Source organism: Streptomyces sp. NPDC093089 (assembly GCF_044754405.1).
Lineage (GTDB): Bacteria > Actinomycetota > Actinomycetes > Streptomycetales > Streptomycetaceae > Streptomyces.
This window is the reverse complement of the sequence record NZ_JBIVPA010000004.1, coordinates 341,141-352,993: the sequence shown is the minus strand read 5'-3', so window position 1 is coordinate 352,993 and position 11,853 is coordinate 341,141. Positions and strand designations below refer to the sequence as shown.

The window sequence follows — 11,853 nt, the reverse complement described above, 5'->3', positions numbered from 1 at the left end:
TGCCGTCGCGCGTGCGCGGCGTTGCCTCCTTTCGGCGCACCACCTACTTTCCACGGCCGTACCGAGGAGTGACATGTCCGAGAGCAGGACCACCGCCGACTTCTACTTCGACCCGCTGTGCCCGTGGGCCTGGATGACGTCCCGCTGGATGCTGGAGGTCGAGCGGGTCCGCCCGGTCGACGTGCGCTGGAAGGTCATGAGCCTGGCGGTCCTGAACGAGGACCGGCTCGACGAGGTCCCGGCCGAGTACCGGGAGATGCTGGAGACCAAGGCCTGGGGTCCGGTCCGCGTCGTCATAGCCGCCCAGCAGCTGCACGGCGACGAGGTCGTCGGCAAGCTCTACACGGCGCTCGGCACCCGCTTCCACAACAACGGCGAGGGCCCGACCCGCGAGGCTGTCGCTGCCGCCCTCGCGGACGTCGGCCTGCCCGAGGACCTGGTCGAGTACGCCGACAAGGACACGTACGACACCGAGCTGCGCGCCTCCCACCAGGAGGGCATCGGCAAGGTCGGCCAGGACGTCGGCACCCCCGTCATCGCCGTACCGGGCCCGACGGGCGACGAGGTCGCCTTCTTCGGCCCCGTCGTCACCCCGACCCCGCGCGGCGACGCGGCCGCCCGCCTCTGGGACGGCACCCTGCTCGTGGCGTCGACCCCGGGCTTCTACGAGATCAAGCGCACCCGGACGGCGGCGCCCAGCTTCGAGTAGTCCGCCGCCCCCGGCACGGAAGAACCCCCGCGATCCAGGTCATCGCGGGGGTTCTCCTTTCATCCGCCTGCCCGGTGAAGGTGGAGAAGACGATCACGAGCAGGAGTCGGGGGTCAGAAGGAGATCAGTGGTACGGAGGCCTTGGCGGCGTGGTACCGGCGGCTCACGTCCTGCCAGTTGACGACCTGCCACATGGCCTCGATGAAGTCGACCTTCTGGTTCTTGTACTGCAGGTAGAAGGCGTGCTCCCAGGCGTCGAAGACCAGGATCGGGACCGAGCCCTGGCCGACGTTGCCCTGGTGGTCGTAGACCTGCTCGACGATCAGCCGGCCGCTGACCGGCTCGTAGGCGAGGACGCCCCAGCCGGAGCCCTGGGTGGTCGCGGAGGCCTTGGTCAGCTGGGCCTTGAACTTGGCGAAGGAGCCGAAGGATCCGGTGATCGCGTCCGCGAGGTCGCCGACGCCGTCGGCGGCCAGCGGCTCGCCGCCGCCCCCGTCCTTCGGGCTGTTCATGTTGTTCCAGTAGATGGAGTGCAGGATGTGGCCGGAGAGGTGGAACGCGAGGTTCTTCTCCAGGCCGTTGACCGCGCCCCACTGGTCCTTGTCGCGCGCCTCCTCCAGCTGCTCCAGGGTGTCGTTCGCACCCTTGACGTAGGCGGCGTGGTGCTTGTCGTGGTGCAGCTCGATGATCTGCGGACTGATCACCGGCTCCAGCGCCGCGTAGTCGTACGGCAGCTCGGGAAGTGTGTAGATCGCCATGTGCCCGGCCCCTTCGCCTGCTCCTGCTTATTGCAATCTATATGCAAGTGCAGGCTATCAGTAGGTGCGAGAGAAGTTGATCAGCCCCTCGTCCTCCCTTCGCCCTAGGTCTCGCGCCCCGGACACGACGGGACCCCGGACACGACGGGACCCCGGACACGACGGGACCCCGGACACGACGGGACCCCCGGACCGGTGGTCCGGGGGTCGTCGTTCGGTGGAGGGGTCGGGAAGCCCGGCCCGTCAGGAAGTCCGGCCCGCCGCCTTCTGTCGCACGAAGCCGACGACGGCCAGCAGCAGCGTCAGCCCGCCCGTCGAGTACAGCTGCACGCGGGTGCCCTCCTCGCGGGCCATCAGGACGAAGATCGCCGCCATGCCGGCCAGCGCCACCCAGGTCAGGACCGGGAAGGCCCACATGCGCACGACCAGCTTCTCGGGCGCCTCGCGCTCGGTGCGGCGGCGCAGCACCAGCTGCGAGGCGGCGATGAAGAACCAGACGACCAGGATGATCGCGCCGATCGTGTTGAGCAGCCAGATGAAGATGTCGTCCGGCCGCCAGTAGCTCAGCAGCACGCAGCCGAAGCCGACGACCGAGGAGACGAGCACGGCCGGGCGGGGCACGCCGCCGAAGAGCCGGCCGAGCGCCTTCGGGCCCTGACCGCGCGCGACCAGCGAACCGGCCATGCGGGACGCGCCGTAGATGTTGGCGTTCATCGCCGACAGCAGGGCGACCAGCACGACCACGTTCATGATCTGGCCGGCCCCGGAGATGCCCAGGTGGTCGAGGGTGGCGACGTACGGGCCCTTCTCCACGACCGCCTTGTCGTCCCACGGGACGAGGGTCACGATGACCGCCATCGAGCCGATGTAGAAGAGCGCGATCCGCCACATCGCCGTACGGACGGCCTTGGCGACGCCCTGCACGGGGTGCTCGGACTCGGCCGCCGCGATGGTGACCGTCTCCAGGCCGCCGTACGCGAAGACCGAGGCGAGCAGGCCCACGATCAGGCCCTCGGAGCCGTGCGGGAAGAAGCCGCCGTCGCCGGTCAGGTTCGCGGTGCCGGGGGCGTCCGTGCCGGGCAGGACGCCGGCGATGGCGAGGACGCCGATGCCGAGGAAGAGGACGATCGCGCCGACCTTCAGCGCGGCGAACCAGAACTCGAACTCGCCGAAGTTCTTCACCGCCGCCAGGTTGGTGGCGCAGAAGACCACCATGAAGAGCGCGACCCAGGCCCACTCGGGGCTGCCGGGGAACCAGCCCGTCATGATCTTCGCGGCGCCGATGCCCTCCAGGCCGACGGCGACGCAGAGCAGGAACCAGAAGGCCCAGCCCGAGGTGAAGCCCGCCCAGGAGCCGAAGGCCCGCTCGGCGTGGACGGAGAAGGAGCCGGAGGCCGGGTTCGCCGCCGACATCTCGCCGAGCATCCGCATCACGAGCATCACGAGGACGCCCGAGACGGCATAGGCGAGCACGATCGACGGTCCGGCGGCGGCGATGCCGGCGCCGGAGCCGACGAAGAGTCCGGCGCCGATGACGCCGCCGAGGGCGATCATCGAGAGGTGGCGCTGCTTGAGGCCGTGCGAGAGGCCCTCGGCGGGTGCGGTCGCGCCGTCCTTGCGGTCGGCCGGCGCGGGCGCGTTGGTCCGAGACATGGGCGAACCCTGTTCACTAGCTGAGACGGGAGCAGCCCACAGTCTGGGCGGGCACACCGCTCAGAGGGAACAAGCGTCCGCTATACGGGCACGACCTTCACACAAAGTGAAGAATCATGCCCGCTTCGTGCGCAGCTCCCGCACCCACGCCACCAGCAGCACCGCACCGGTCGCCGCCGCCGACCACAGCACCTGCGGCCGTGCCCCGTCGTCGTACAGCATCAGGACCAGCACCGCCGCCATCGCGGCCAGCGCCACCCACGTCAGCCAGGGGAAGCCCCACATCCGCAGCGTCAGCGTCTCCGGCGCCTCGCGCTCGATCCGGCGCCGCAGCCGCAGCTGCGACACCGCGATCAGCGCCCAGACGAACAGCAGCACCGCGCCGACCGCGTTGAGCATGTACAGGAAGACGGAATCCGGCCACTTCAGATTGAGCAGGACGGAGACGAAGCCGAAGGCCACCGAGGCCAGCACCGCCCGGCGCGGCACGCCGCCGCCCGAGATCCGCAGCAGCCCCTTCGGTGCCTCCCCGCGCTCCGCGAGCGAGAACACCATCCGGGACGACCCGTACAGGTTCGCGTTCAGCGCCGAGAGCAGCGCCACGAACACCACCACGTTCATGATCTGGCCCGCCGCGGGCACCCCGATCGCGTCCAGGACCGCCACGTACGGCGACTCGCCGGGCCTCATCGACGTCCACGGCAGCAGGGTCACGATGACCAGCATCGAGCCCACGTAGAAGAGGAGGATCCGCCAGACCGCGCTGCGCACCGCCCGCGCCACGTTCCGCGCCGGGTCGTCCGTCTCGGCCGCCGCGATCGTGACGACCTCCAGGCCGCCGAAGGCGAAGACGACCGCGAGCACCCCGGAGACCACTCCGGACCAGCCGTTCGGCAGGAACCCGCCCTGCCCGGTCAGATTCGCCAGGCCCACCGGGTCCGTGTCGGGCAGCCACCCGACGATCGCCAGCACGCCCAGGACCAGGAAGAGGACGATCGCACCGACCTTCAGGGCCGCGAACCAGAACTCGAACTCGCCGAAGTTCTTCACCGCCGCCAGGTTGGCGAGGGTGAACACGACCATGAAGACCAGCACCCAGCCCCACTGCGGGACCCCCGGCGCCCAGCCGTGCGCGATCCGCGCCGCGCCCGTCGCCTCCACGGCGAGGACCACCACGAGCAGGAACCAGTACAGCCAGCCCACCGAGAAGCCGGCCCACCGGCCGAGCGCCCGCTCGGCGTGCACCGAGAAGGCCCCCGACGCGGGCATCGCCGCCGACATCTCGCCCAGCATCCGCATGACCAGCATCGCGAGCGCACCGGCGATCAGGTACGAGACCACGATGCCGGGCCCGGCGACGGCGATGCCCGCGCCCGAGCCGACGAAGAGCCCGGCGCCGATCACCCCGCCGAGGCCCAGCATCGTCAGGTGACGCTGCTTCAGTCCGTGGGAGAGGGGCTCCGGTTCGGGGGCGAGGCGGTCGTGCATGCGGCTGCTCGTGCTCTCTGAAGGTTTATGGAGACTCCACAGTCTCTCCACTGGACGCCCCTTGGCGCAAAAGGGACCTCGATGCACGAGTCCCACGTGACAAGCGTCACGTGGCGCATCGCATGATCGGCGGGGTTTGTTCGATCTCCACGAAGTGCTCGACCGCCGCTTTGTCGGCGGCTGACGGTGATCGAGCGTTCACTCCTGGCATACCGTCAACCTGTCCCTCCCACCCTCACCCTCGCGGAGTACCGATGAGCACCGCCGCCGCCCCCGCCCGTACCCTCCGTGCGGGCACCGTCCTCGCGGACCTGATCCCGTCGAGCCGCACCCGCGACATCGCGCTGGTCGTCGGCGGCGCCGCCCTCACCGGTCTCGCCGCGCAGCTCTCCGTCCCGGTCCCCGGCTCCCCGGTGCCCGTCTCGGGCCAGACCTTCGCCGCCCTGCTCGTCGGCACCGCGCTCGGCGCCCGCCGCGGCTTCCTCGCCCTCGCGCTCTACGCGGTGGCCGGCATGGCGGGCGTGCCGTGGTTCGCGCAGGCCACCTCGGGCTACGGCATGCCGTCCTTCGGCTACATCCTCGGCATGCTCCTCGCCTCGACCGTCGTCGGCGCCCTCGCACGCCGCGGCGCCGACCGCTCGGTGCTCCGCACCGCCGGCGCCATGGCCCTCGGCTCCGCGATCATCTACGCCGTCGGCGTGCCCTACCTGGCCCTCGCCACCGGCATGACCCTCGGCCAGGCCGTCGCCGCCGGCCTCACCCCCTTCCTCATCGGCGACGCCCTCAAGGCCGCCCTCGCCATGGGCGCCCTCCCGGCCGCCTGGAAGCTCGTCGGCCGCAAGGGCTGAGCCCGTACGCACGCGAGAGGGCCCGCCGTTCCCCGGGGAACGGCGGGCCCTCTCGCACGCGGCCCGCGCGGGCCGTGCGGACCTATGCGGTCACGGGCGCTCGGAGAGCTCCGCGGGCCGGTCGGCCGCGCCGAGGCGCTGGCGCACCAGCGAGATCGCGATGACGAGCGCGGCGACGAGCAGGGACAGCACGACCTGGTCGCGGTTGCTGCCGCCGTCGTAGACCATGTAGCCGAGGACGCCGACGATCATGACGATGGTCGCCCACGTCAGGTACGGGAACAGCCACATCCGGACCACGAGCTTCTCCGGGGACTCGCGCAGGATGATGCCGCGCATCCGCAGCTGGGTCACGCAGATGACCAGCCAGACGAAGAGCGCGACCGCGCCGGAGGAGTTCAGCAGGAAGGCGAAGACGGTGTCCGGCCACTTGTAGTTGAAGAAGACCGCGACGAAGCCGAAGACGACCGAACCGAGGATCGCCGCCGTCGGCACGCCCCGCGCGTTGGTCTTCGCGAAGGCCTTCGGCGCGTCGCCGCGCCGGCCGAGCGAGAACGCCATGCGGGAGGCCGTGTAGAGGCCCGAGTTCAGGCAGGACAGGACGGCCGTCAGGACGATCACGTTCATGATCTGGCCGGCGTGCGCGATGCCGATGGAGTCGAGGGCGGCGACGTACGAGCCCTTGTCGACGATCGACTTGTCGTTCCACGGCAGCAGCGTCAGGACGACGAAGATCGAGCCCAGGTAGAAGACGCCGATCCGCCAGATCACGCTGTTGGTGGCCTTCGTGACCGCCTTCTGCGGGTCCTCGGACTCGCCGGCGGCCAGCGTGACGATCTCGCTGCCCATGAACGAGAAGACGACCATCAGCACACCGGTGAGGACGGCCCCCGCACCCATCGGGAAGAAGCCCCCGCTGTCGGTGAGGTGCGCGAATCCCGCGCCCGGGTTGTCCGAGCCGGGGAGCACGCCGAAGACGGCGAGCAGGCCGATGACGACGAAGGCGGCGATGGCGACGACCTTGATGCCGGCGAACCAGAACTCGAACTCGCCGTACGAGGCGACCGAGCCGAGGTTGGTCGCGGTCAGCACCACCATGACGATGAGCGCCCAGCCCCACTGCGGCACGGCCGGGATCCAGCTCTCCAGGATCTTGGCGCCCGCGGTCGCCTCGACGGCCAGGACGACGACCCAGAAGAACCAGTAGAGCCAGCCGATGCTGAAGCCGGCCCAGCGGCCGAGGGCCACGTCCGCGTAGGCGGAGAAGGAGCCGGAGGACGGTCGGGCGGCGGCCATCTCGCCGAGCATCCGCATGACGAAGACGACCATGGCGCCGACGAGTGCGTACGACAGGAGGATCGCGGGGCCGGCCGCGGCGATGCCGGAGCCGGAGCCGACGAAGAGGCCGGCGCCGATGACTCCGCCGATCGCGATCATCGACAGGTGGCGGTTCTTGAGTCCGGCCTTGAGGCCGTCGGAGGACTGCGGGGTTCCGGTGGTGCCGGTCTCCTGGTCGTCCTTCGTCAGGGTCGGTTGCGTGTTCATCGACGCTTCCTCGTGTGTGGGGGGTGCTCGGGTCGCGAGCCCGAGCATTGAACACTGTGGACGGGGGTGATCGGAAGCCCTCATTCCGGATCGTTGTACGGGCGACCGCGCGAGAGTCGAAGGTCCGTACCAGGCCGGGTGAAGGTCCCGACCCCGCTGCCTGCTACCCCGGCCCTGACGTGCCACACTCGGCACCATGCGCGTCTACATCGGTTCCGACCACGCCGGCTACGAACTCAAGAACCACCTCGTCGAGTGGCTCACCGCACACGGCCACGAGGCCGTCGACTGCGGACCCCACATCTACGACGCCCTCGACGACTACCCGCCGTTCTGCCTGCGTGCCGCCGAGAAGACGGCCGCCGACCCGGACAGCCTGGGCATCGTCATCGGCGGCTCCGGCAACGGCGAGCAGATCGCCGCCAACAAGGTGAAGGGGGTCCGCGCCGCCCTCGCCTGGAGCGAGCAGACCGCCGCCCTCGGCCGCGAGCACAACAACGCCAACGTGATCTCCGTCGGCGGCCGGATGCACACCCGGGAAGAGGCGACCAAGTTCGTCGAGATCTTCCTGAGCACCCCGTACTCCGGTGACGAGCGTCACACCCGCCGCATCGACATGCTCACCGCCTACGAGAACACCGGCGAGCTCCCCCCGATCCCGGCGCACCACCCGCAGGAGCCGACCGCCTGATGCCCGAAGGGCACACCATCCACCGGCTGGCCGCCGACCACCGCGAGCGGTTCGGCGGCCGACCCGTGCGCGTCTCCAGCCCCCAGGGCAAGTTCGCCTACTCGGCGGCCCTGCTCGACGGCGCCGTCCTGGAGACCACCGAGGCCCACGGCAAGCACCTCTTCCTCGGCTTCGGGGGCGGCGAATGGATCCACATCCACCTCGGCCTCTTCGGCAAGGTCGCCTTCGGCGACGCCCCGGCCCCGCCGCCCACGGACACCGTCCGGCTGCGCCTCGCCGACCCCGAGGCGTACGTCGACCTGCGCGGCCCCACCACCTGCGCGCTGATCACGGACGGCGAGAAGCAGGCGATACACGACCGGCTCGGCCCCGACCCCCTCCGCGCGGGCGACGACCCGGGCAAGGCCTGGCGCCGCGTCTCGAAGTCCCGGACGACCATCGCCGCCCTCCTCATGGACCAGAAGGTCATCGCCGGCGTCGGCAACGTCTACCGCGCCGAAGTCCTCTTCCGGCACGGCATCGACCCCTACCGCGCCGGCAGGGACCTCACGCCGGGGGAGTGGGACGCGATCTGGACCGACCTCGCCGCGCTGATGCGCGAGGGCGTCCGCCTCAACCGCATCGACACCGTCCGCCCCGAACACACCCCCGAGGCCATGGGACGCCCGCCCCGCGTCGACGACCACGGCGGCGAGGTCTACGTCTACCGCCGCACGCACCAGCCCTGCCTCGTCTGCCACGACGAGATCCGCACCGCCGACCTCGCCGCCCGCAACCTCTTCTGGTGCCCCACCTGCCAGCAGCGCTGACCGCGTCCGGACCGCCCCGCTAGAACCCGTGCGGCAGCCACGGCGCGACCGGCGACCCGAACGCCACCGACGCCTCGACCAGCGCCCCCGCCCGCAGCTCCCGCACCCGCCCCGCCGCCGCGAGCGACACCAGCGGCGTCCCGCCCAGGTACGCCGCCCCCAACTCCCGCGCGGTCAGCACGAGATCGGCCGCGTCCCCCGTCCGCACACAGCTCGCCCCCTTCGCGTCGCCGGTCAGCCGCCAACGCCCCGCGTTCCACGGACAGAACGCGTCCTCCACCTCGAACACCACGTCCACCGGAGCCTGGTACGTCCGCGCCTCCAGCGCCGCGCCCACGTCCACGATCCGGAGGAACAGCCCCTCCCGGGACGTCGCCTCGCACCGCCGCGCGTCCGTCACCAGGTGCCGCCAGGCGCCGTCCACGGGACTGCTCCGGATCCGCACCGACGACGTCAGGTCCACCGAGCACAGGAACCGCCACAGCGCCGCCTCCGCCACCGGGTCGAGCGCGAGCACCTGCTGCACCACCACGGAACCGTCCGCCCCCGCGAAGGACCAGTTCGGCCTGATCGCGTAGTGCGTGAAGCCCACGACCTCCCCGCCCCGCTCCGCGAGCACGCACAGCCGCGGCGAGGAGCCCTCGCGCTCCGACTCCGGATCGAGCAGCGGCAGCCGCTCCCAGCCGGGCCCCCGGGCCACCATCCCCGGCCGCAGCGGCACCAGCCGGGCGTACACCTCCTCGCACGCCGCCGAGGACCCCACCAGGTCCGCCTGCCGCAGCGCCACCCCGTCCGTGCCGTCCGGCACCGCGAGCCCCACCCGGTTCGTGTCGATCGTCGCGTACTCGGTCCACGTCGCGGCGCCGTAGCCGAACCGCCCGTAGATCGCCGGCTCGGAAGCCGTCAGCACGGCCAGCGGCTCACCCGCCGCCCGCACGTCGTCGAGCTGCCGCCGCATCATCGAGGTCAGGATCCCGCGCCGCCGGTGCGTGCCCGCCACGCTCACCATCGTCACCCCGGCCGCCGGCACGAGCGCCCCGCCCGGCACCGTCAGCCGGAACGAGAACGCGCCCGCCGTCCCCACGCACAGGTCCCCGTCCCAGGCGCCCAGCGACCGCTCGCACTCCGTCAGGTCCCGCCACAGCTCCCGCGCGTCCGGCGGCTCGTGCAACCCTCCGAACGCGAGGTCCAACACCTCGAACCAGCGGTCCCAGTCGTTCGGGTCGAGAACCCGGAGTTCCGTCGTCATATGCCATCGATATCAGCGGCGCCCGCCCGGGGCGACCCGATTTCACGCACATTGTCACCGGGGTACCCCTGCGCGATGCCGGACCGTGTGGATAGGGTCCAGGCCAATGGGACACCGCGCCGGAGTGAACACGTACGCGGCCCGGATGCGCAGGCGCGCCCGCCGGGCCCGCGTCGCGCTGCGCAAGTCCGGCGTCGACTACTTCCGCGGGGACGGCTCCGACCGGCTCGCCTTCGCCGGACTCCTCCTGATGATTCCGGCCATCGCCTGCGGCACCGTCCTCAACCCCGTCTGGTGCGCGCCGGCCGCGCTCGTCCTGCCCATCGTGGCCGGCGGGCTGCTGCTGCGCCCCGCCAGCCTGCTCGGCCTCTACGCCACCGCCGCCGGCGCCCTCATCGTCGAGTCCGCCGTCCTCGGGCCGTACACCCAGGGCCCCGCCAGGGTCACCCCCGGCACGGTCCTGGTCGTCGCCGCCTGCGGCCTCTTCGGACTGCTCATCGCCCAGTTCCGGGCCCGGGTCGGCGTGCCCTGGCGGCGCGGCGGCACCATGCTCTTCGACCTGCGCGAACGCATCCGCGTCCAGAGCGCCCTGCCCCGCCTCCCGAAGGGCTGGCACCGCGAGATGGCGCTGCGCCCGGCCGGCGGCCAGTCCTTCTCCGGCGACTTCGTCGTCGCCGCCCGCACCCACGGCGGCCGGACCCTGGAGGTCGTCCTCACCGACGTCTCCGGCAAGGGCATGGACGCGGCCTCCCGCTCCCTGCTGCTCTCCGGTGCCTTCGGCGGCCTCCTCGGCTCGCTCCCGCCGCACGGCTTCCTCCCCGCCGCCAACGGCTACCTGCTCCGCCAGAACTGGGACGAGGGCTTCGCCACCTCGATCCACCTCGTCCTCGACCTGGAGTCCGGCGACTACGAGCTCTACTCCGCCGGCCACCTGCCCGCCCTCCAGCTCCACGCGGGCAGCGGCCGCTGGGAGGAGAAGGCCGCCGAAGGCCCCCTCCTCGGCGTCTACGACGGCGCCGAGTTCCACCCCGTCAAGGGCTCGTTGCACCCCGGCGACGTCCTCATGCTCTTCACCGACGGCCTCGTCGAGGCCGCCGACCGGGACATCACCGAGGGCATCGACCGGCTCACCGGCGAGGCCGACCGCTGCGTCGCCGACGGTTTCGAGGGCGTCGCCTGGGACCTCATCGAAGCCGTCGCCAAGGACGTCAACGACGACCGGGCCCTCCTCCTGCTCTCCCGCCCCGCCTGAGCGGCAACTCCCCCGGGGCGAAGTGATCTTCTCCACGACGATTCGTCACCCGGCAGCGAGGGCAGGGGGGTTGGTGGCACGATGGAGGCAGCGGGGGGTGTTCCGGGACACGGGCTCCCTGGTGGGCAACGTGGGACCGACCGAGGGTGTGATCAGTTGTGGCCATTTCACTGTCTGTGGTGTTGCTTTTGGCAATCATCCTGGTGGTGCTGATCCGCGGGGGGAACCTCAAGGGCGGTCCGGCCGTCGTCGCCGTCCTCTTCGGCTTCTTCCTCGCCTCCACCGGCATGGCCGACGACATCCAGCGCTTCCTGGACTCGATAACGCAGACGGTCGCGTCCATCAAGTTCTGAACCCGCCCGTGCCCCCGCCGACCGGGCGGGGGCACGGGGCCCGGGAAACGCGTCAGGGCCGGTCCGGAGAAGTCTCCGGACCGGCCCTGACCTGCGTGGAGCGGGTGACGGGAATCGAACCCGCGTAGCTAGTTTGGAAGACTAGTGCTCTACCATTGAGCTACACCCGCACAGCATCGCGCCGCAGGTCACGGGGACCGCGGCACGAGGAGCATGGTAGCCGGTCGAGGACCTTCTTCGCACACCCCGAAAACGGGGGGCGCCGCAGAGTCCCCGTCCATGTACCCTACGTGTCGCACCGACGGGGTGTGGCGCAGCTTGGTAGCGCGTCCGCTTTGGGAGCGGAAGGCCGTGGGTTCAAATCCCGCCACCCCGACCATGACGATCACGCGCCCGCCTCGCACGTTCTTGATCACGTTGTGGGCGTCATACCGCTTGCGGTTACTATGCAAGCTGCGTGCCCGTGTGTCTTTCTGACCGGGCCGAGCCGCCGGAGCC

At 71.1% G+C, this 11,853-nt stretch carries 11 protein-coding genes and 2 tRNA genes; 7 read left to right on the top strand and 6 right to left on the bottom strand.

Annotation, left to right across the window (positions count from 1 at the left end):
* Window positions 1-73: 73 nt before the first annotated feature.
* Window positions 74-709 (top strand): DsbA family protein, encoded by a 636-nt coding sequence (locus ACIQFX_RS11625; protein ID WP_402461179.1) that lies wholly within the window; start codon window positions 74-76, stop codon window positions 707-709.
* A 113-nt stretch (window positions 710-822) separates the two neighbouring features.
* On the opposite strand, the gene ACIQFX_RS11620 is transcribed toward ACIQFX_RS11625, so the two are convergent.
* The 3 genes from ACIQFX_RS11620 to ACIQFX_RS11610 form a co-directional block, all read right to left on the bottom strand.
* Window positions 823-1,467, bottom strand: coding sequence for a superoxide dismutase (locus tag ACIQFX_RS11620; RefSeq protein ID WP_402461177.1), 645 nt, complete (start codon window positions 1,465-1,467; stop codon window positions 823-825).
* A 243-nt stretch (window positions 1,468-1,710) separates the two neighbouring features.
* The gene (locus ACIQFX_RS11615; protein WP_402461175.1) at window positions 1,711-3,120 is read right to left on the bottom strand and encodes an amino acid permease; all 1,410 of its coding nucleotides are present in this window, start codon (window positions 3,118-3,120) and stop codon (window positions 1,711-1,713) included.
* Window positions 3,121-3,234: 114 nt separating this feature from the next.
* Window positions 3,235-4,608 carry an amino acid permease gene (locus ACIQFX_RS11610; protein ID WP_402461174.1) on the bottom strand — a complete coding sequence of 458 codons (1,374 nt, stop codon included), beginning with the start codon at window positions 4,606-4,608 and terminating at the stop codon, window positions 3,235-3,237.
* Between the two features lie 254 nt (window positions 4,609-4,862).
* Between ACIQFX_RS11610 and ACIQFX_RS11605 the strand changes: the two genes are divergently transcribed.
* A complete protein-coding gene (locus tag ACIQFX_RS11605) occupies window positions 4,863-5,456 on the top strand; it encodes a biotin transporter BioY (RefSeq protein ID WP_402461172.1) in 594 nt (197 codons plus the stop codon).
* 90 nt (window positions 5,457-5,546) lie between these two features.
* Here ACIQFX_RS11605 and ACIQFX_RS11600 read toward each other — a convergent pair whose 3' ends face one another.
* Entirely contained in the window at window positions 5,547-7,001 is a 1,455-nt protein-coding gene (locus ACIQFX_RS11600; protein ID WP_402461171.1) for an amino acid permease, read from the bottom strand.
* A gap of 196 nt (window positions 7,002-7,197) precedes the next feature.
* Between ACIQFX_RS11600 and ACIQFX_RS11595 the strand changes: the two genes are divergently transcribed.
* Together ACIQFX_RS11595 and ACIQFX_RS11590 are read left to right on the top strand one after the other, a co-directional pair.
* Entirely contained in the window at window positions 7,198-7,692 is a 495-nt protein-coding gene (locus ACIQFX_RS11595) for a ribose-5-phosphate isomerase (RefSeq protein ID WP_402461169.1), read from the top strand.
* Window positions 7,692-8,501, top strand: coding sequence for an Fpg/Nei family DNA glycosylase (locus ACIQFX_RS11590; RefSeq protein WP_402461167.1), 810 nt, complete (start codon window positions 7,692-7,694; stop codon window positions 8,499-8,501). Before ACIQFX_RS11595 ends, ACIQFX_RS11590 begins: the two co-directional genes overlap by 1 nt.
* A gap of 19 nt (window positions 8,502-8,520) precedes the next feature.
* Here ACIQFX_RS11590 and ACIQFX_RS11585 read toward each other — a convergent pair whose 3' ends face one another.
* Window positions 8,521-9,750, bottom strand: coding sequence for a GNAT family N-acetyltransferase (locus tag ACIQFX_RS11585; protein ID WP_402461165.1), 1,230 nt, complete (start codon window positions 9,748-9,750; stop codon window positions 8,521-8,523).
* 106 nt (window positions 9,751-9,856) lie between these two features.
* Here ACIQFX_RS11585 and ACIQFX_RS11580 point away from each other — a divergent pair, with 106 nt between their 5' ends.
* On the top strand, window positions 9,857-11,002 hold the full coding sequence (locus ACIQFX_RS11580; protein WP_402461164.1) for a PP2C family protein-serine/threonine phosphatase: 1,146 nt from the start codon (window positions 9,857-9,859) through the stop codon (window positions 11,000-11,002).
* A gap of 158 nt (window positions 11,003-11,160) precedes the next feature.
* Window positions 11,161-11,355, top strand: a complete 195-nt coding sequence (locus tag ACIQFX_RS11575) for a hypothetical protein (protein ID WP_015033610.1) — start codon at window positions 11,161-11,163, stop codon at window positions 11,353-11,355.
* A 96-nt stretch (window positions 11,356-11,451) separates the two neighbouring features.
* Here the strand turns inward: ACIQFX_RS11575 and ACIQFX_RS11570 are convergent.
* Window positions 11,452-11,525, bottom strand: a tRNA-Gly gene (locus tag ACIQFX_RS11570).
* Window positions 11,526-11,657: 132 nt separating this feature from the next.
* Here ACIQFX_RS11570 and ACIQFX_RS11565 point away from each other — a divergent pair.
* Window positions 11,658-11,734: transfer RNA gene (locus ACIQFX_RS11565), tRNA-Pro, on the top strand.
* Window positions 11,735-11,853: the final 119 nt, after the last annotated feature.

Bases quoted from the DNA above. Each gene is read 5' to 3' on its own strand.
- ACIQFX_RS11625 (WP_402461179.1), top strand. From the start codon at position 74: ATGTCCGAGAGCAGGACCACCGCCGACTTCTACTTCGACCCGCTGTGC.
- ACIQFX_RS11620 (WP_402461177.1), bottom strand. From the start codon at position 1,467: ATGGCGATCTACACACTTCCCGAGCTGCCGTACGACTACGCGGCGCTG.
- ACIQFX_RS11615 (WP_402461175.1), bottom strand. From the start codon at position 3,120: ATGTCTCGGACCAACGCGCCCGCGCCGGCCGACCGCAAGGACGGCGCG.
- ACIQFX_RS11610 (WP_402461174.1), bottom strand. From the start codon at position 4,608: ATGCACGACCGCCTCGCCCCCGAACCGGAGCCCCTCTCCCACGGACTG.
- ACIQFX_RS11605 (WP_402461172.1), top strand. From the start codon at position 4,863: ATGAGCACCGCCGCCGCCCCCGCCCGTACCCTCCGTGCGGGCACCGTC.
- ACIQFX_RS11600 (WP_402461171.1), bottom strand. From the start codon at position 7,001: ATGAACACGCAACCGACCCTGACGAAGGACGACCAGGAGACCGGCACC.
- ACIQFX_RS11595 (WP_402461169.1), top strand. From the start codon at position 7,198: ATGCGCGTCTACATCGGTTCCGACCACGCCGGCTACGAACTCAAGAAC.
- ACIQFX_RS11590 (WP_402461167.1), top strand. From the start codon at position 7,692: ATGCCCGAAGGGCACACCATCCACCGGCTGGCCGCCGACCACCGCGAG.
- ACIQFX_RS11585 (WP_402461165.1), bottom strand. From the start codon at position 9,750: ATGACGACGGAACTCCGGGTTCTCGACCCGAACGACTGGGACCGCTGG.
- ACIQFX_RS11580 (WP_402461164.1), top strand. From the start codon at position 9,857: ATGGGACACCGCGCCGGAGTGAACACGTACGCGGCCCGGATGCGCAGG.